This is a genomic window from Shewanella sp. cp20, assembly GCF_000832025.1.
GTDB lineage: Bacteria > Pseudomonadota > Gammaproteobacteria > Enterobacterales > Shewanellaceae > Shewanella.
Genome location: NZ_JPII01000048.1, coordinates 271980 through 291411 on the forward strand (window position 1 = coordinate 271980; position 19432 = coordinate 291411).

Sequence of the window (19432 nt, forward strand, 5' to 3'; positions counted from 1 at the left end):
TTATGGATGCTTGAGCATATGACAGGCCAAATCTAATTATGTGACCTAAGTCATAGCGCGAAGTTTATTACTAAATGTGCCAATTTTCGAGAACTATTTTAGTGGTAGATCCTCATCCCCCGGGGTTTTGCGGCCATATCGGAGTGCATGATGAAAAAACAATCGTAAAGTGAGCGTAACTATGCAAAAAAAGAGAGAGCCAATGCTCTCTCTTTCAGTCTGCTATCGCGGCTTACGCCAGAAAATAGCACCTATCGCAGGCAAAATAATTATTGCCCCCAACATATTCACCAAAAACATGAAAGTTAACAGTATGCCCATGTCCATTTGGAACTTAAGCGCTGAGAAGAACCAGGTACTAACGCCAATCGCCAGTGTCAGGCCGGTGAATATCACCGCACTGCCCCGCTCAATCAGCGCCTGGTGATAGGCGGTTTGCACCGGCATACCGTCTCTGAGCTTAACCGCCATGGTCGACAGGATATAGATACCATAGTCGACGCCGATACCGACGCCCAAGGCGATCACCGGCAGCGTGCTCACCGCCAGGCCGATATCGAGCTGAGTCATCAACGCCTGTGCCAAGGTCGATACTACATACAGGGGCAGGATAACCGCCACAGTCGCGCGAATCGATCTGAAGCTGATGAGACAGAGGACAAACACGGCGCCATAGACATAGAGCATCATAGGCAACTGTGCCTCGGCCACCGCCTCGTTGGTCGCGGCCATTACCCCAACCGGGCCAGAAGCCAGCTTGAACTTGAGCTTGTCGTTATCCATCTTGGCAGACAGCGTCTTGACCTTATCGATCACCAGCTCAATGGTCTCCGCCTTATGATCTTTAAGGAACAGATACACAGGCATCACAGAGCAGTTACCGTCGAGCAAACCCGAGGTGGTCGGGATCTGCCCTACCGCCTGCACCAGACTTGCGGTGGTACGTGGCAGCACCTGCCACTTAGGGTTACCCTCGTTGAAACCAGCGTTAACCCGCTTGGCAATAGACGCCAGGCTGGCGGTCGACTCGACCCCAGGGGTATTAGCCACCTGCCATTCGAACTCATCGATTTGTGTCAGCACATCATGGTAGGTACAAGCCTCGGGAAAGGCCTCGACGATCACCGTCATCACGTCCGTCGTAATAGAGAAGTGATCGGTAATATAGAAGGTGTCCTGATTATAACGACTGTCAAAATGCAATGCCGGCGCCCCCCCCTGCAGATCGCCAATCTTCATCTTGTTGGCCTGCTGTAGCCCCAGTCCGTAGAGGGCAACGGTGGCAATCAACACGACCATCGCATACTTAGGTGTGGCGAAATTGGACAGCTTACGCCAAAGCGCATCCACCTTGCCGTTCGACTTCGTCGGCAGCGCCTTAACCTCGGTAAAGGAGATCAGCAGCGGCAGAAGCACAAGGTTGGTCAGGATGATGACCGCCACACCCAGAGATGCCGAGATCGCCAGTTCGCGGATGATGCCGATATCAATAGCCAGCAGCGTCATGAAACCCACGGTATCTGAGAGCAACGCCACCCCACCAGGGATCAGCAGGCTACGGAAGGCGAGCGCGGCGGCCGCCTTAGTCGTTTCCCCCTCACCCACGCGGCGTCTGACGGCGTTGATCATCTGTACCCCGTGACTCACCCCGATGGCAAACACCAGGAAGGGGATGAGAATCGACATGGGATCCAGGCCAAAGCCGACCACAGTCAGCAAGCCCAGCTGCCAGACCACGGCCACCAAACTACACACCAGCGGCAGCAGGGTCAGCTTGATCGAATGCGAGAAGAGATACACCATCACGGCGGTCACTAAGATGGCGATGGCAAAGAAGAGCACGACCCCCTTGGCCCCCTCGGCGACGTCACCGGCCATCTTGGCAAAGCCAATGATATGAACCTTTATCTTGTCATTTTCATATTGGCCGCGCAGCTCCTTCTCGAGCTGACTGGCAAAGGCCAAGGTATCGAGTGGCTCACCGGTTTGCGGATCGAAATCCATCAGCTGAGCGGTCACCATGGCCGCCGAATAATCTTCGGCGATAAGGCGCCCGACGATACCCGCCTTCTCGATATTACTGCGCACCACCTCAAGCCCGGCAGGCGTGGTAGAGAAATCAGCCGGGATCACGGGGCCGCCTGCGAAGCCATCTTCCACCACCTCGGTAAATCGGGTCGATGGCGAATAGAGTGATTTAACCTGGGCACGATCGACACCAGGAATGAAGAACAGCTGGTCGTGTACCTGCTTTAAGGTATCGAAAAAGTTGGGGTTAAAGATGTTGCCACTGGTATCTTCCACCGCCACCATGATGCTATTTGCGCCGCCAAACTGCTTCTGATGCTTCAGATAAGTCTGCATATAGCTATGATTAAGCGGGATATTCTTAACAAACGCCGCATCCATCTTCAGATGGCTGGCCTGAAAGCCGAGAAACAGGGTTGCCAGCAAGAAGGCGAATATCACATAGGCCCGTTGCCGAAACAGGAAGGATTCTAATCCATTAACTAATTTATCTAACATGCCATGGCCTTATTATTTTTGTTGTAATGCAACTAAGCCTTTGGTACCAGCAATCCACAATGTACCTGACTTATCCTGGCCGATAGCCACCAGGTTTTCCCCCTGACGCTGGGTCACCATAGTCACGCCATCATCGGCGGTTACGTCGATCACCACGCCGCCATTGCCGACCAGCCTGACCTTATCGTCACTCAGCACAATTCCACCATTCAGCGTCGACTTGGAAGGCAGCTCAATTGCCTGCCACTGCTCTAGGTCGCCGGTGCTCTTAAACAGGTGCCCACGCAGGCCGAGCACATAGATCCCCTGCTTGGCCACTAAGATATTAAACAGCGAGCCCTCATAAGGAAACTCGATACGCTGCCAGCTAAGGCCATTGTCTTGTGACTCGGCCGCCAGACCAAGTTCACCCACCATCAGCAGGCGGTCATCGGCTAGACGAACCACACGATTAAAGTGGGGTAATAAGGTGCTGCGCTCTTTTAGATACAGGCTTTCATCTTCCGCCTTGAGTTCATCGAGATAGGCCTGATCCTCTTCGTATAAGAGCTCGGTATGAAACTCCTGCTGCCACTGTTTACCGCCATCCTGGGTGCGATAGAAGAGTCCATAGGCGCCAATCGCTATGCCATGGTTGGCGTCGAAGAAGAGCACATCCAAGAAAGGCTTTTCAATCTCGGGGGAACGCATCTGCACCACCCAGCTCTTGCCCCCGTCCTGGGTATGTAAGATGGTGGCATCGTGACCCACAGCCCAACCCAGTTCTAGTGTCAGCAGCGTTGCCTTGGTCAGCAAGGCGCGACTCGGTGAGATCACCTGCTGCCAGCTGTCGGTAAAACGAAATAGATGGCCACGATCGCCCACGGCAATCATAGTTTCTCCCTGCTTGGCAATATCCAATACCAGGGATTGTGTCGCCAGCGGCTGAATATCGGAAGATGCCACCTCGGTTGCCGCTTGGGCCCCGGCTAGGGTGACAATACACAGAGAAGATAAAGCGACAAGCCGAAGCATGCTAAACCACATACAAACTTCCTTTCGTAAAATGAGGGGCCAACAGGCCCCTCTCCCCTAAGTTCTTAAAAAGTACTTAAAATAAGTGCTTAAAAAAGTCCTTAACGAACGAGTGCTTAGCGGATGCCAGCACGTCTCAATGCCGCTGGCGTAAAGTTCGCTTCGCTAAGCTTGGCATCGAAGTTATACATACGACCCTCATTATCCAGGCCCATGGCCAGGTAACGACGAGACTGCAGATCGTGGATCACTTCAAGTGTGGTCCAGTGAGTCGGCACTTCGTAGTAGTTGATGGCGTGTGCCACGGCTACACGATAAAGCTCATCACGGTTGTCATACATGTCCGCCATAGCCACCTGCCAAGAGTCCTCATCAAGATAGAAGACGCGGGTCTTGTAGATGTGACGCATACCATCCTTAAGCTGTGCCTTAACTTCCCATACGCGGTGCTTTTCCCAGCGCACATAATCTGGGTTGATATGACCAGGCTTGAGGATCTGCTCATACTTCAACTTGTCTGAGTGCAGCTTGTAGTCGTTGTAAGGAATGTAGATCTCCTTCTTACCCACAAGCTCCCAGTTGTATCGAACCGGTGAGCCGTTAAACATGTCGAAATCGTCTGTGGTGCGCAGACCATCAGATACGGTGCCCGGCGTGTCGAAGGCAACGTTTGGCGCCTTGCGAACGCGGCGCTGTCCTGTGTTATAGGTCCAGGCCTGACGTGGCAGTGCTTCCTGATCCATGGTTTCTTTAACCAGTAGCGCAGTACCCGCCAGACGTGCTGGCTGAGTCACCACCTGCTTAAAGTAGAACAGGGTATTAGACTCTTTTAACTTATCCAGCGTCATCTCAGGGCGCGAATATTGAAAGCGGATCTCTTCGGCAGTTTCCACCAGGGTGTAACCACCAGATGCCGTTGGTGCCGCCTGACTACGGGCCGTCTCGACGTCTACGCCACGGAAACGCAGCACATGGTTCCAGATGGCTTCAAGACCATTTTGTGGCACCGGGAAAGGCACGCCAATTGAGGCACCAGAGATGCCGTTGCCGTCTGCCACTAGCTCGGCACGTGTGGCATTGGCCTTGGTTGCGTCGTAGACAAACTGAGGTACGGAAGCGGTACGACGTGTCTGATAGACATTCATCTTGTAGGTATCAGGGTACAGTTCGAACAACTTCATCTGACCTGGGGTCAGGTAGTCTTTGTACTGCGCCTTGTTAGCATTGGTAATGGTAAATTCAATCTTGTCGTTCGGGAAAGGATCGGGATGATGCATTCCCTTCTCGTAGCCGGCGACAGGCTTGGTGATACCACCATCCCAAGCCGGGATAGAACCATCGGCATTGCCCGCCTTTTCACCGCCAAGTGGCGTGAGTTCGGTGCCAAGCTTGGCCGCCTGCGCCTCTGAAACTTTTGCAAAGGCTGTTGGTGCGGTCAATGCGACAATCACAGCTGCCGACAATAGTGTTAGTTTTTTCATTCTTATTGTCCTTGTGAATTAGATTGAATACTTGATGTTAAACGACACATAATCGCGATCTGACATCAGATTCGTCGTGCCGACACCACCGAAGAAGGAGTTGTATGAGAAATCTGCGCCCCAACGACTCTGATAATCGAAGTTCACGCCGATAGCGACGGACTTCTTACCTTCAGTGAACAGGAACATAGGATCTGGGGTGATCCCGTCAACATCATGGGAGAAGATGATGCGCGGCGACATGTTTACACCGGCAAACAGGTTGTTGTAATCGGCCTTAGCCACTAAACGATAACCCCAGGCAAAATCCGTTGGGAACGGATTCGTTTCAGGGCCGTTATGTACCGCCTCGATGATACCTGGCATATCTGGGTTACCACCCGAACGCGCCGTGCCTGGACCATTGAGACGCAGCTCATCGAAGCCTGGCATGTCGTGGATCCACACGCCACCAACTTCGGCCAGCATCACTAGATTATCCATGCCCAATGTCGGACCGAACAGATGGGTAAAGGTTACCTGTGCCTGAGTGGTATCGCGGCGGATATAGCCTTCTGCGGCTTCACCTGAGCCAATACCCTTCACCTGTGAGATACCGTCTAGATCTGGACGAAGCCCGGCATTTGCCAGCTGCTGCGGCATAGCGGCAAACAGGAGTTCAACGTCATCAATCTGTAGTGGCTCATCCTGACGATGGGCAATTTCACCGGCAACAGAGGTATCGCCGATCAGGGTGTTGAAGCTAAAGCCGTATAGCTTGATATCTTCTGGGTATTCGATCTGCGCCTTTGAGAAGGTTTCCAGACCCAGCAAGGTTTGACGATCCACAGTGCCGCCGGTTGCCCCAAGGGCTGCCAGGGTCGCTAAGTCTTGACCAATCGCTTCCTGGGTAAAGTTCGCCGCGGTGCCGCTGATCAGCGGACGACGGCTATGATAGTTCATGTAGTAGAAGCCAAACTCAGTCTCGCCCAGCTCAGGTGCGTAATAACCCAGCTTGATACCGTACTGACCCGAATCGCTGGCGCTCGCCTGATCTTGCATCAGGGTCACCTTAGTCGGGTAGGCTAACGCCAATGAACCCAGTGTCGCCGCATCATACTGACCCGATGCCACCATGGCCGCCAGCTTCTGATACTCGTCTATCAGGAACTCTAGGTTGATGTCAGGGTTGGCATTAAAGCCGAGCTGGGCATTTTGCGAGTAGCCGCCGTAACCGGCAAAATCGTTGGTCGAGAAGTATGAGCCTGGGGTGGGTACCCAAACAGGCTCCCAATCATATTGATAGAAGGCTTCGACAGAAAGAGACTCTGTTACACCCAGTGACGCCCAAATCATGCCTTGTGGTCTAAAGGCTTCTTTAAGCTCGGCGCCCGGCGCATTGAGGATGTTAAGATCGACTGGGTTGATCACCCCGATACCGTGCGGAATTAGTGTGCTTTCGCCCCATGACACCACCTGGTTACCGATACGAACGCTCAGAGGGTTAGCACCGTCGTTGAAATCGAAGTCACCATAGATAAAGGCATCTAACAGGCGCACGTCTTTACACTGCACCTTAGAGGCTTCCGAATCGGCACAAGGATCATACTCCTTGCCGGTTATCGGGTCGCTGTAGCCATAGCTGCCGTTGTTGGCCTTCTGATCGTAGAAGTACATGCCACGGGCAAACAGACCGAAATTTTCATACTTAAGCGACAATTCATGCAATCCCTTGAACACCATTGAGGTTACGTCACCCTGAGAATAGAGCATGTTACTCAAGTCACCGTTGCTCGAGTAAGAACCCGGCTGAGCCCAAATCTCGGCCGAGGTATATTTAGTGTTACCGAATGCAGAATAATTTGACCAGTCGAAGCGCGGGTGATTCACCTTACCAATCTGATTATCCCAGTCTCGCTCCTCAACACGCCAGCTTGCACCGGCACTGAATGTTGAATCGAACGAGCCTTGCACTTCTCCCCAATCGAACGACACGGCTTGCACGCCTGATGTCGCTCCAATACTCAACGCTGCGACGATCCCCAAAGCTAGCGCTGACTTGTTAAAGCCATTTTTAACGTTTTTCATTTTAGCTCTTCTCCGTAACCTGCTGGATTCTTTGTTATAGGAATGGTGGCCAACATCTTGTTAGCGTACAGGTAACACCATTGTTACAGCATTTAGGGGTGATGAGCAAGGCGAAAAAACAGAAAATTACCTTGATATTTGTACACTTAAGCTAAAGGGCTTACGTAAATTCAAACACACGATTTAAATCCTTTATAACAAGTCGTACCAGATGAAAAACGTCCGTTGAAAAAGCAAGCATAAACAGGTAATTAAACTTGTATCCTAGTGAACTGAGGCAGAGATAAAACGAAATCACTCGTTTGAAGTATATACTCTAAAAAAGTTAAAGCTGGGTGAGGGAAACCAGTTTACCCTCATCATCGAGTTGTAGACGAAAGTAGCCCCTGATACCGGAAGTAGTCAGAAAGGGTCTGAAGTGACGGGCGTGGATCCACAGTGTCTTACCAGAACTGTCTTTCACCTCAATCTTATCAATACTGCCTTGATAATAATTGAGAAACTCCTGGTAACTCACCTGCATGGGAAAGGTAAATATCATCATAATCTATCATCTAACAGTAAAAGGGGCGAGATGCCAAGCACCCCGCCCTCTCTATCTTAGGCCAATCGCTAGCGCATAGGCTAGGCGCTTATCTAGAACTTAAATCTAGGGCCTTAAGCTAGGGCGCTATGCTAGCGCCTTAGACACCTTCTCATAGAGGTCTTTCGACAGATCCGGCAAGGCCAAAATCTCTTCCAGGGCAGCTCGCATAAGCTTCTGGCGCTGCTCATCAAACTTCTTAAACTGAATAAGCGGTGTGATGATGCGCGCCGCCACCTGAGGGTTCAGGGTATTGAGCTTGATGATTGCCTCGGTCAGGAATCGATAGCCGCTGCCGTCGATACGATGGAACACCTCAGGATTGGCCGCCGCAAAGGCGCCTATCAAGGAGCGCACCCGGTTTGGATTGGCAAAGCTAAAGGCACTGTGTTGAGTAAGCTCTCGCAGCGCATCGCAGCGATCTTCACCCGGACAGCACGCCTCCAGAGTCAGCCATTTATCCATTACCAAGGGGGTGTCGGCCCATTTTTGCTGAAAATCTTGCAGCAGGCTGGTACGCAACTCAGACTGTTCGAGATTAAGCGCAGCCAGCGCGCCCAAGCTATCTGTCATGTTAGCTGCCTGCTCATATTGATGCTGAGCCAGGCTCTGATGCGCATCCGAGGTCTGTAGCAATAATCCCAGACAAGCATTCTTAAGGGCCCTTGCTCCGGCGCTGTTAAAAGATAAGAGCTCACGATAACGTGCCAGCAACTCATCTTCACAACCTGAGGCGATCTCCTCCAGCATAAATTCGCGGGCCGATGCCAGGGCATCGAGATCCACTCGGCTCACCTGCTCTACCAGGGTATTCAGGCTTGGGAACTTAAGCACCTCGGCGAGCAGCGCCTGATCCAGTTGCTCGTCTAGCAGCAAACCTTTGACGCCATCGACCAAACGAGGGTCGACGTACATCGCCTTTTGCGCCTTAAGGTGCGCCACATTCTGCCAAACCGCCTGACTAAAGAGTGCCGCCGAGGCCTCCCACTTAGCCACCTCGCTGCTGGCGTAACGCATCAAGTGGATAAGTTGATCCACGCTATAGTCGAAGTTGAGCCTCACCGGCGCAGAGAAGTTTTGCAGCAGCGAAGGCACAGGTTGCTCGCTCATGTCACTAAACACCAACTCTTGCTCTGCCTCTGTGATACTAAAGACCTGGCTAAGGAGCGAGCGGCCATCGCTGCCGATAAGCTCGAGATCGAGCGGAATATGCAGCGGCAACTTCTCACTCTGCTCCGGCGTCGGTGGCGTGTGTTGACGCAGACTCAGGCGATATTCCTGTTTTTCGGCATCATAGCGCTCCTCAACCGTGAGTTCTGGAATACCAGACTGACTATACCAGCGTCTGAACTGAGTCAGATCCACGCCGCTGGCATCTTCCATCGCCGCCACGAAATCATCACAGGTGACCGCCTGACCATCGTGGCGCTCAAAGTAACACTTCATTCCGGCCTGGAAGCCCTGCTCACCCAAGAGGGTATGCATCATGCGGATCACTTCTGCGCCCTTGTTATACACAGTAACGGTATAGAAGTTATTCATCTCAATCACAGATTCGGGACGAATCGCATGGGCCATAGGGCCGCTATCTTCGGCAAACTGCTGGTTCTTTATGACCTTAATGGCATGGATACGGTTGACCGCCCTTGAGCCCACGTCTGAGCTAAACTCCTGATCGCGAAATACCGTCAGGCCCTCTTTCAGGCTCAACTGGAACCAGTCACGGCAGGTGACACGGTTACCCGTCCAATTATGGAAATACTCGTGCCCCACCACCGACTCGATGCCGTGGTAATCCTCGTCCGTCGCCGAGTCTTTGTCCGCCAACACATATTTAGTGTTGAACACGTTGAGGCCCTTATTCTCCATGGCGCCCATGTTGAAGAAGTCCACCGCGACTATCATGTAGATATCCAGATCGTATTCGAGATCGAAGCGGCTCTCGTCCCAGGCCATCGACTTCTTCAGCGAAGCCATGGCATGGTGTGCCTTGTGCAGGTTGCCTTTGTCGACAAAGACCTGCAGGGCCACCTCGCGGCCACTCTTGGTGGTAAAGCTATCGTCGAGCAGATCGAAGTCCCCAGCTACCAAGGCAAACAGGTATGCCGGTTTCGGGAAAGGATCTTCCCAGCAAACAAAGTGGCGATCGCCTTCAAGATCGCCACTATCAACTCGGTTACCGTTACTCAAGAGGTAAGGAAACGCCGCCTTGTCGGCTTCGATACGCACCTTGTAGACCGCCAGTACATCGGGGCGATCCAGGAAATAGGTGATGCGTCTGAAACCCTCTGCCTCACACTGAGTACAATAGGCGCCATCAGACATGTATAAACCTTCTAAGGCCAGGTTAGCCTGGGGATCCAGCTTAGTCACTATAGTCAACTCGAAGTCAGCTAAGTCGGTTTCTATGCTTAACTGGCCATCGGTGACGCGATAATCATGAGTCTTACCATTAAGCAGTAGCTGGCTCACGCTCAGCCCTTCACCATCAAGCTCTAACGTCTGGCCGGCGTCGTTTAAACGCTTCACCTGACTCACCGCGGTGACCTGAGTATTGGCACCATCGAGCACGAAAGAGAGATCCACATGAGAAATTGTGAAATCTGGTGCGCGATAGTCTTTTAAATATTTGGCCTTAACCTGTGCCATTTAGATTCCCTCATCTGAAAAGATTATAAAAAAACGCGCCAATAGCGCGTTTTTAAAAAATTTGGCTCAATATTATTTCGCCTGGTTTTTAGCCACTCTTTCCATATCCACTAAATCCAGAGTGATATAGACTGTCTCGTCGAGAAATGCGTCCGGCGCCTTCACATCTTCTTCGGCGTCATCCAGAGACTTAAGTGCCTCTAGCCCTGCCACCGCACGGCGCTCGTTGAGGCGAACAAGTTGCTTCTCATCGTTCGCTTCGCGCTCGGCCACACGCTCTTTCTCTACCAGAGAGACGCTGGTTTCTTTGTGGCTCTTCTTAAACTCGGCAATATCTTGATCGATATAGCCAAATTCAACATCTTTCTTGATACGTTGCTGGTGACGCGAATCAAGGTTGGTCACTAGCTCGGGGGTGATATCCCCAAGCGTACCGTATTGGGCCACAGGCACCTTATCCCAAGGCAAGGCGTTGGCTTCCTCGGCTTCACCGTATTCGCCCGGCTCGAGAGCACTCGGGAACGGAATATCCGGTGTCACACCTTTGAGCTGAGTGCTACCGCCGTTGATACGGTAAAACTTGGCGATGGTGTACTGCACATGGCCGATAGGCTTGTCATACATATCATAGATACGGCCCAGGCTCTTATGCTGCTGCACTGTGCCCTTACCAAAGGTCGACTCACCCACGATAAGCGCGCGATCATAGTCTTGCAATGCGGCGGCGAAGATCTCTGACGCCGAGGCGCTGTAACGGTCTACCATCACGGTCAACGGACCAGAATAGGTCACACGGCCGTCGTTGTCGCGATTTTGCGACACCTTACCGTTAGCATCACGGATCTGCACTACCGGGCCTTGCTCGATAAACAGGCCTGTTAACAGCGTCGCTTCGGTTAATGCACCGCCGCCATTGCCGCGCAGGTCGATGACAACACCTTCAACCTTAGCCTCTTTGAGCTTGACTAACTCTTTGGTGACATCTTGAGACAGGTTCATGTAGAAACCTGGGATCTTAATCACCCCGACCTTGCGGCCGGCATAATTACCGGTTTCAGGCTCGATCACCTCTGAGGTCGCGGCGCGATCTTCTAAACGGATCTTGTCACGTACTATGGTCACGTCGATTGGCTTGGCAGATGAGCCGCCCTTCTTAGGTAGGATCTGCAGAATGACCTTACTGCCCTTAGGCCCTTTGATCAGCTCGACCACGTCATCCAGTCGCCAGCCAATCACATCGACTATCTCTTTACCTTCCTGGCCGACACCCACGATACGATCTTCAGGCGCCAGCTTTTCGCTGTTAGCCGCGGGACCGCCAGCCACCAGGCTCTTGATCACTGTGTAGTCGTCATCCATCTGCAGCACGGCGCCTATGCCTTCGAGGCTCAGGTTCATCTCCATCTGGAAACGTTCGGCGTTGCGTGGCGACAGGTAACTGGTGTGCGGCTCGACGCTGCGAGAGAAGGCGTTCATCACACCTTGGAAGACATCTTCACTCTTGGTCTGGCTAAGACGCTTGATAGCATTGTTATAACGCTTCTCGAGCACCTTAACGATCTCATCCCAGTTTTTACCGGTCAGCTTAAGGTTTAAAGCATCGTACTTGACGCGTTGACGCCACAGCTCATTGAGCTCGGCCTCATCTTTTGGCCAAGCGGCTTCGTCTCTGTCGTACTGATAGCTGTCGCCGGGGGCGTTGAAGTCCATCTCTTTGTCGAGCAGAGATAAGGCGTAGGCAAAGCGGTCATAACGACGCTGCTGCACCAGATCGAAGATCTTGTAGGCGGCAGTGAGATCGCCGCTTTTCAGCATGTCGTCAAATTGGGTCGCATAAGGCTTGAAACTGTCGACATCACTCTGAAGCAAGACATTGCGGCGATAATCGAGCTGCTTAAGGTAACGCTCGAACACCTGCTCGGAGAAGGCATCGTCCAGATCGAATCTATGATAATGGGCGCGAGTGAACAGACCCGTCACTCGCTTGCTCGCTACTTTATGTTGCGGCTCTTGCGTTAGAGAGGGCAACTCGCTAGATGGAATACTGGGCGTCAGTGCCCATGCCGAGAATCCTACAAAGATGCTGGCAATGGATGCTGCCAGAGTGAGTTTTCGCATCAACAAGTTACTCCTTTTAAACGATGAACAGTTATAACAGGATATGCTCTACCGGGACTTTTACCGTCAATCCTGAATCTAACTGTACTTGAACATCTTCTTTCTTGATGTCCAGGACAACACCTGCAACAGGTGATTTACCTAGTTTGACACTCACGCGTTGATTTGGTTTCAACTCGGTCAGTGTTGCCGGGGTTAAATCCTTGGCTTCAACCTGTGGCTTAGCCGCTTTAGGCGCTGGTTTGCTGCTGCGCTTAGGCTGTGGCTTCTTGAAGGCTTTCTTCTCAGACTTAGGACCAGGCTTCTCGGCCTTTTCTGCCGCCGCTTTCGCAGCACGCTTTGCCTTAGCCTTCTCTTGACTCTCCTTCAGTGTAGCCTGTGCATGGTCAATATGCTCTTGCTCAAGCTCGCCACACTCGTTGCCGTCAAGATCGACACGCTGTGCCCCAGCCTTAACCCCTTTCAGGTAACGCCAGCTACTGGTGTAACGGCGTAAGGCGATTCTTAATTGCGTTTTACTGACTTTAGAATCATCAGCTAACCTTTCAGCCAAGTCTTGAAACAATCCTATTTTTAGAGGCTTAGTTTCACCTTCAGCGATAAAGCATAAAGGAAATGTTTCATATAAATACGCAAGAATTGCGTTGGTGTCGGTCAACTTTTCTGTTGATTCCATCATTACTTCCACAGTTTAAAAGGGACTATCACCTCGCCGGGTTAACGTCGGCACTGGCGTGTCGTTCATATTGGTTAGACATCGGGTCGCTTACATGCCGCTAGGCGGCGACCACACAATCCAACATACCTTATCAATTACAGTCAATAAACGCCATGTATTCATTTCAACTAATGAAAAATCTCACGGCGTGTTTTTGAATTCATCAAGCGGCCTATTATAAGGGCGCGCCAGACGAAAGCGACCATCAATTGTGCAAAATTGGTTGTAGTTTAAGCAAATAAAGCCTTTTCCAGACTTTTTACGCAGGACTCTAGCCCCAATTGATCCGCCTCGTCGAAACGAGAGAAGGAGGGGCTATCGATATCGAGTACGCCGATCACCTGACCGTCACGGCGCAGTGGGATCACAATTTCCGAGTTACTGGCGGCATCACAGGCGATGTGGCCGTCGAAAGCATGGACATCTTCGATACGCTGAGTGGTATCACTCTGGGCCGCCGTGCCACATACCCCCTTCCCCATTGGAATACGGGTACAAGCCACTTTGCCTTGGAAGGGGCCCAGCACCAGCTGATCACCTTGCAGCAGATAGAAGCCGACCCAGTTAATATCATCCAGATGCTCGTTGAGCAGCGCCGAGAAGTTTGCCATCGCCGCGACGAGGTTATCTTCGCCGCTAAACAGGGCTTCAACTTGACGGGTAAGCGTCGTGTAACAAGGTGTACTCATACAAATTTCCTAACAATTTATGTTTTCGTTTCAGCTTTCTTGGCGGGTTTCTTTGCCGGTGCAGCCTTGGTTGCGGCGCCGCCTTTCAAGAGTCCCATGAGCTGATCTTTATGTTCTGCCATGTAGAAACAAAGTTGTTCTAATGCATTTTCATCTAAGCCTAAATCAACTTGCTCAATAAAAGGAAGAAGATTATCCGCGATATCGAGCATCTTATCGTAGGCATCCGCCTCCTTCTTAGATGTGAATGTCATCTTCTCCACCCCTTCTCTGACTACGACAAATTTCGTTATAACTGCCATATTCGCCCTCACACTGTTTTTATATACAGTTGTAGAATCTCATAAATACAACTTCTTATGCAAGTCTCAAACTTTATCTGTTAGAATCTGCGCAACTATTGGCGCCGGATTTAGGCGCCACCTTATTAGGTATTTCAATAGATTGACTATAGTAATATCTTATAGGCAATAGATTACTGGTCTATATCAAGAAATTCACACTATTGATATAGCCTTAGATGACAGGAAGCGCCCCAGAACAGATATGAAAACAGAGGTGTTAGATAAGAGTATCGTTCTTTGCCGTGCTTGCGATCTGGTCGTGAGAAAACGCGCCTTGCCAACTGGGGTGCGGGCCCTGTGCCCACGCTGCCATACCAATCTCTATGATACCCCCTACTGCTCCGTCAACGGCATGTTAGCCCTGTGTATCACTGCGCTGGTGCTCTATTTCCCCGCCAACTTTTTTCCTGTGCTTGAGATGCATTTTCTAGGCAGCATTCGCACCACCACCATAGCCGGAGGCGCTATGGCCGTGGCCGCTCAGGGCTATTGGGTGGTGGGCATTGCCGTATTGGTGGCGGCGGTGATCGCCCCTGGGCTGCTTATCCTATCGATACTCACCCAGGTCCTGATCGTCAAATACCGACTCAAGACCCCTTTCTTTCGCAATATCTATAAGAAGCTGCTGAAGCAGCACAGTTTATTGGCGCAGCTCTCCATGCTTGAGATCTACATGATCAGCATATTCGTCTCGGTATTTCAGCTCTCCGATTACACCGATCTCTATTTCGGAATCGGCACCTTCTGTTTCACCATGTTGTTTATCATGGTGATCTTCATGCAAAGGGAATATGACATAGAGCATATGTGGAGCGTGCTGGATGAGTAAGCTCAGCAGGCCTCCCCAGGGCGAATCATTGGGGCTGACCAACTGCCCTACTTGTAAGTTTCTGTGCCATCTCGATCAGGGCAGCTGTCCACGCTGCGGACAGGCGGTGCAGAGCCGCGATCGCACCAGTGTGCAGAAGAGCTGGGCGCTGCTGATCACCGCCGCCATCTTGCTTTTTCCGGCAAACCTCTACCCCATCACCATCATGACCAGTCAGGGGCAGGTACGCCAGGACACCATCTTCAGCGGCATCAACCACCTGGTGCACCTAGACCTTTTACCTATTGCCATTATTCTGTTTACCGCCAGTATCTTAGTGCCCATGTTGAAAATTTTTGGCCTGGCACTTTACCTGACGGCGATCAGCTATCGCCTGCCGATCTCGAAAAAAACACTCATGGCAGGCTTTCATATCATCGAATGGATTGGTCGCTGGTCCATGCTGGATCTGTTTGTGATCTCCATTACCGCGGCGCTCATTAACATGGGACAGATTTGGGATGCCAAGCCGGCGCCGGCGGCCACCGCCTTCGCCTTGGTGATTCTGCTAACACAGCTGGCCGCAAAAGTATTAGACACGCGTTTACTCTGGGACCGATTGGAATCGAAAGATGACACAAATTGAAACACCAAAAGTCGTTAAGAAAAAACTCTTCTCTCCCATCTGGCTACTTCCTCTGATCGCTCTGGCCCTGGGAGCTTGGCTCGGGATCAAGAGCATTCGCGAGTCCGGCGTCGAGGTGCGCATCCATTTTCCCAGCGCCACAGGGATAGACGTGGGTAAGACGCTGGTCAGATACCAGGGCTTAACCGTGGGTAAGGTGGTTGATATCAGTATCGACGATCAACTCCAGGGCGTTTATGTGGATCTGCTGATGGATTATCGCTCGACCCCCTTCCTGCGTGATGAGACCAAGTTCTGGCTGGTGACCCCTAAGGCATCGATCACGGGTGTCGAGGGGCTAGACGCCCTCTTCTCGGGTAACTATATCGCCATCCAGCCAGGCGAAGGCGATTACAAGAACGAGTTTACCGCCGAAGATCAGGCCCCGCCGGTGGCGCCGGGCTCAGATGGTTTGATGATCGAACTCACCAGCCCATCCCTCGGCTCTTTGGATGTGGGCTCACAGGTGTTTTACCGTCAGATCCCGGTCGGCAAAATAGTCAGCTATCGCCTGGTGAACGACGACAGCATCCTCTTTAACGCATACATAGAAAAGAAGTATGCCCACCTGGTAAAACAGGACTCACGCTTCTGGAATGTCTCCGGGCTGGCGCTGGACGCCTCGCTATCTGGCATCAAGGTCAAGACAGAGAGCCTCTCGGCCATACTCGCCGGTGGCGTCAGCTTCTCTTCACAAAGCAGCAGCGAGCAGGCGAACGTCAATCAGACCTTCACCATCTTCGAGGATAAAGAGCATGCCCTGGGCGGCATTAGCTTCAGCCTCACGGCCGATGACGCAGATAGCCTAAGCACAGGCGCCGACATCGTCTATCGCGGCATCACCATAGGCCAGATCACCCATACCCAGCTGACCGAGTCGGGCGTGACCTTCGATGCGAATATCGCCACCCAATATGCCGAGCTTCTCGGCACAGACAGTCAATTCTGGCTCGAAGGCGCCGATCTATCGCTTAGCGGCATCAAACATGCCAGCCGACTGGTTACGGGGAATGTGGTGGCCTTCATGCCCGGCAACGGCGAACATCAGGCCAGCTACCCACTGCTGACCAAGGCCCCGCAACACACACAGCCGCCCCTGTTGCTCAGCCTGAGCGCCGAGGAAAACCCAGGGATCAGCGCAGGCGCCGAGGTGCGCTACAAACAACTGCCCATAGGTCAGGTCGACGGTGTCGAGTTTAAACCTGACTTTTCCGGCCTAGCCTACCGCATCCAGATCTGGCCCGAATTTGCCAAGCTGATCCATCAGGGTAGCTACTTCGTTGCCGAATCGGCCCTGGCGATCGATGCCTCCCTGGACGGCATCAACGTCAATACCCGGGATCTGTCCACCCTCACCAAAGGCGCCATCAGCCTGATGCAGGGCCACAGTAAGAAATTAGTCAATCCTAAGAGATCACTGCCGCTGTTTGCCAATGCCAAGCAGGCCGCGGGTTACCTCGCTAAGCAGAATCGCCTCAAGATAGTGCTTGCGAGTCCAGATGGTGCCGGGCTCGCCGCCCACTCCCCTATCTACTATAAGAAGATGCAGATCGGTGAGGTGCAAGGAGTCAACTGGCGTGCCAGCAGCGAAGACTTTGCCATCGAGCTGGGTATCGACAAGCAGTTCGCCTCGCTGGTTAAGCCAAGCACCATCTTCTGGCGTAACAGTGCCCTGAGCGTCGATGCCAGCCTAAATGGCGTCAAGCTGGATGTGGCGCCGCTAGAGGGCGCATTAAAGGGCAGCGTATCCCTCGGGCTGCTGGATAAAGACGATATCGGTAACCAGAGCCACCTCTATGGCTCAGAGACCTTGGCCCGCGCTAAGGCAACCCCCATCAGCATAGTGTTCGATGCCAGCACACGCCTGAGTGCCCACGCGCCGATCCGCTATCAGGGCCATCAGATAGGGCAAGTCGAGAGGGTTAAACTATCCCAAGACTTGCACAGTGTCAGCGTCGACGCCTACCTCTATGGCGACTACGCAGCACCTTTCCTGGCCGACGATGCCCAATACTTTATCGTCGACGCCAATATCTCCCTCTCAGGCATCACGGCCGCCGAGACCCTAATTACCGGCCCCTATGTCTCCGTGCTACCGGGTGAGAGTGGCAATACAGTGCATGACTTTATGGGCAGCGTCGAGTCCCCGGCATTACTCGCTCAAGATGCTCTCACCTTCACTCTAGTGGATGACAACCTAGGCTCGGTCAAAATAGGCACCCCTATCATCTTCCGTGGTATCAAGATAGGCGAAGTCAAGCAGGTACAACTGTCCGCCACTGGCACCCAGGTCGAGATGACAGCCCAGGTGGCCAGCGGTTATCGTCATCTGATCAATCAAAGCAGTCAGTTCTGGGATCTGTCGGGCATCAAGGTCGATCTCGGCCTCTTCTCCGGCGCACAGATCGAAACCGGCTCACTGGAGACCATCATCGCCGGTGGTATTGGCGTGGCCACCCAATCGGCGACCACAGAGCAAAATCGCATCGGTCAGCATCAGATCTTTAGCCTGCAGCCCAAACTGGATCCCGATTGGTTAAAATGGGCGCCAAATCAACAAAGTCTGCATTAAGGCTCACTAGTATAGAAAGGCAGGGAGTCGACTTGGTGGCTATGCTTTACATAGCCACCCATTAAGGAAACTAGCTGCCAACTTGTGCCCTAAGAGCTATTTTGCACCGCCGAAACCTGTTTGGCACCGCCGAGCTCACCTTATCCTGGAGTCGAAATGAGCAAAGATTTGCTACGCGAAGCCGCTATCAACCTCAAGAAAGCGGTCCCCTTGATGCTCAAGCATCAGATCCCGACGACCCCCACCAACTATGCCCTGTGGTATACCTACGTCGGCCAGCAAAACCCCGAACTCATCACCAAGATGGATAAGATAGTCAATGAGCACAATACCTGCCCTCCGGTCACTGCCGAGCTGCTCTACCGCGAGCATATTGCCGATCCCAGCGAGGTTAACGTGCTCAACATGCGCCAGAATCTGGAGGCCATGACCATAGAGCTGTCACAATCGATCAAGGATACCAACCAAGACGCAACCGCGTTTCAACAAAAGGTCGACAGCAACTTCAGTCGCCTCAATCGTATCGAGGAGGAAGGCCTGAGCCTAGAGAAGGTATTGGGTCTGGTACGTGATCTGGTGAAAGAATCCGATGATATACGCCAGAGTACAGAGTATTTTACCGGTCGCCTAGACAAGGCCCAGGAAGAGATCGCCGCCCTGAGAGAGGCCCTGAAACAATCGGAACAAGACGTTTATCATGACGCCCTCACAGGCGCGCTCAACCGCCGCGCCTTCGATCAGGATCTTAAGGGCGTGCTGGCTCAGAGCCCTGAAGGCACCTGCCTGATCTTGGCCGATGTGGACCATTTCAAGAATTTTAACGACACCTATGGCCATCATCTCGGCGACAAGGTGTTACAAGCGGTGGCCAAGCGCCTCAGCGAATCCTGCCGTGACGGGGTCAAACTATATCGCTATGGCGGCGAAGAGTTTGCCCTCATCGTGCCCAACAGCCATCAACGCAAGACCCGCCATCTGGCCGATGCCATGCGCCGAGCCCTGGAGAAGATCTCCCTCAAGGACAGACGCAAGAATCAGACAATCGATAAGATTAGCGCCTCTTTCGGGGTCAGCGAATGGCAGCCAAATGACACCTTCGAATCGCTTATCGAGCGCACTGATGGTTTCCTCTATGACGCCAAGAACCTGGGCCGAAATCGGGTAATGCCCCTCTAGTG

At 52.4% G+C, this 19432-nt stretch carries 14 protein-coding genes; 4 read left to right on the plus strand and 10 right to left on the minus strand.

Going from position 1 to position 19432, the window contains the following annotated elements:
* Positions 1-222 precede the first annotated feature (222 nt).
* The 10 genes from DB48_RS17115 to DB48_RS17160 form a co-directional block, all read right to left on the minus strand.
* Positions 223-2526, minus strand: coding sequence for an efflux RND transporter permease subunit (locus tag DB48_RS17115; RefSeq protein ID WP_041511390.1), 2304 nt, complete (start codon positions 2524-2526; stop codon positions 223-225).
* Between the two features lie 12 nt (positions 2527-2538).
* Positions 2539-3552 (minus strand): WD40/YVTN/BNR-like repeat-containing protein, encoded by a 1014-nt coding sequence (locus DB48_RS17120; protein ID WP_041511391.1) that lies wholly within the window; start codon positions 3550-3552, stop codon positions 2539-2541.
* Positions 3553-3656: 104 nt separating this feature from the next.
* Entirely contained in the window at positions 3657-5021 is a 1365-nt protein-coding gene (locus tag DB48_RS17125) for a DUF1329 domain-containing protein (protein ID WP_041511392.1), read from the minus strand.
* Between the two features lie 18 nt (positions 5022-5039).
* Positions 5040-7088, minus strand: coding sequence for a DUF1302 domain-containing protein (locus DB48_RS17130; protein ID WP_041511393.1), 2049 nt, complete (start codon positions 7086-7088; stop codon positions 5040-5042).
* A 325-nt stretch (positions 7089-7413) separates the two neighbouring features.
* Positions 7414-7632 carry a DUF2835 domain-containing protein gene (locus tag DB48_RS17135; RefSeq protein ID WP_409928953.1) on the minus strand — a complete coding sequence of 73 codons (219 nt, stop codon included), beginning with the start codon at positions 7630-7632 and terminating at the stop codon, positions 7414-7416.
* Positions 7633-7758: 126 nt separating this feature from the next.
* Entirely contained in the window at positions 7759-10320 is a 2562-nt protein-coding gene (gene pepN, locus DB48_RS17140) for an aminopeptidase N (RefSeq protein ID WP_041511394.1), read from the minus strand.
* Between the two features lie 72 nt (positions 10321-10392).
* Entirely contained in the window at positions 10393-12438 is a 2046-nt protein-coding gene (gene prc / locus DB48_RS17145; protein ID WP_041511395.1) for a carboxy terminal-processing peptidase, read from the minus strand.
* Positions 12439-12469: 31 nt separating this feature from the next.
* Entirely contained in the window at positions 12470-13114 is a 645-nt protein-coding gene (gene proQ / locus DB48_RS17150) for an RNA chaperone ProQ (protein WP_041511396.1), read from the minus strand.
* A gap of 272 nt (positions 13115-13386) precedes the next feature.
* Complete coding sequence (locus tag DB48_RS17155; protein ID WP_041511397.1) at positions 13387-13845, minus strand: GAF domain-containing protein; 459 nt, start codon at positions 13843-13845, stop codon at positions 13387-13389.
* Between the two features lie 17 nt (positions 13846-13862).
* On the minus strand, positions 13863-14147 hold the full coding sequence (locus tag DB48_RS17160; protein WP_041511398.1) for a YebG family protein: 285 nt from the start codon (positions 14145-14147) through the stop codon (positions 13863-13865).
* 244 nt (positions 14148-14391) lie between these two features.
* Here DB48_RS17160 and DB48_RS17165 point away from each other — a divergent pair, with 244 nt between their 5' ends.
* The 4 genes from DB48_RS17165 to DB48_RS17180 all read left to right on the plus strand — a co-directional run bounded on the left by DB48_RS17165 (position 14392) and on the right by DB48_RS17180 (position 19430).
* The gene (locus DB48_RS17165; protein WP_041511399.1) at positions 14392-15018 is read left to right on the plus strand and encodes a paraquat-inducible protein A; all 627 of its coding nucleotides are present in this window, start codon (positions 14392-14394) and stop codon (positions 15016-15018) included.
* Positions 15011-15643: a paraquat-inducible protein A gene (locus tag DB48_RS17170; RefSeq protein WP_041511400.1), complete on the plus strand. Its 633-nt coding sequence runs from the start codon at positions 15011-15013 to the stop codon at positions 15641-15643. Before DB48_RS17165 ends, DB48_RS17170 begins: the two co-directional genes overlap by 8 nt.
* Positions 15630-18254 carry an MlaD family protein gene (locus tag DB48_RS17175; RefSeq protein WP_041511401.1) on the plus strand — a complete coding sequence of 875 codons (2625 nt, stop codon included), beginning with the start codon at positions 15630-15632 and terminating at the stop codon, positions 18252-18254. Before DB48_RS17170 ends, DB48_RS17175 begins: the two co-directional genes overlap by 14 nt.
* A gap of 156 nt (positions 18255-18410) precedes the next feature.
* Entirely contained in the window at positions 18411-19430 is a 1020-nt protein-coding gene (locus DB48_RS17180; protein WP_041511402.1) for a GGDEF domain-containing protein, read from the plus strand.
* The last annotated feature ends 2 nt before the right edge of the window (positions 19431-19432 follow it).

Bases quoted from the DNA above. Each gene is read 5' to 3' on its own strand.
- DB48_RS17115 (WP_041511390.1), bottom strand. From the start codon at position 2,526: ATGTTAGATAAATTAGTTAATGGATTAGAATCCTTCCTGTTTCGGCAA.
- DB48_RS17120 (WP_041511391.1), bottom strand. From the start codon at position 3,552: ATGTGGTTTAGCATGCTTCGGCTTGTCGCTTTATCTTCTCTGTGTATT.
- DB48_RS17125 (WP_041511392.1), bottom strand. From the start codon at position 5,021: ATGAAAAAACTAACACTATTGTCGGCAGCTGTGATTGTCGCATTGACC.
- DB48_RS17130 (WP_041511393.1), bottom strand. From the start codon at position 7,088: ATGAAAAACGTTAAAAATGGCTTTAACAAGTCAGCGCTAGCTTTGGGG.
- DB48_RS17135 (WP_409928953.1), bottom strand. From the start codon at position 7,632: ATGATGATATTTACCTTTCCCATGCAGGTGAGTTACCAGGAGTTTCTC.
- pepN (WP_041511394.1), bottom strand. From the start codon at position 10,320: ATGGCACAGGTTAAGGCCAAATATTTAAAAGACTATCGCGCACCAGAT.
- prc (WP_041511395.1), bottom strand. From the start codon at position 12,438: ATGCGAAAACTCACTCTGGCAGCATCCATTGCCAGCATCTTTGTAGGA.
- proQ (WP_041511396.1), bottom strand. From the start codon at position 13,114: ATGGAATCAACAGAAAAGTTGACCGACACCAACGCAATTCTTGCGTAT.
- DB48_RS17155 (WP_041511397.1), bottom strand. From the start codon at position 13,845: ATGAGTACACCTTGTTACACGACGCTTACCCGTCAAGTTGAAGCCCTG.
- DB48_RS17160 (WP_041511398.1), bottom strand. From the start codon at position 14,147: ATGGCAGTTATAACGAAATTTGTCGTAGTCAGAGAAGGGGTGGAGAAG.
- DB48_RS17165 (WP_041511399.1), top strand. From the start codon at position 14,392: ATGAAAACAGAGGTGTTAGATAAGAGTATCGTTCTTTGCCGTGCTTGC.
- DB48_RS17170 (WP_041511400.1), top strand. From the start codon at position 15,011: ATGAGTAAGCTCAGCAGGCCTCCCCAGGGCGAATCATTGGGGCTGACC.
- DB48_RS17175 (WP_041511401.1), top strand. From the start codon at position 15,630: ATGACACAAATTGAAACACCAAAAGTCGTTAAGAAAAAACTCTTCTCT.
- DB48_RS17180 (WP_041511402.1), top strand. From the start codon at position 18,411: ATGAGCAAAGATTTGCTACGCGAAGCCGCTATCAACCTCAAGAAAGCG.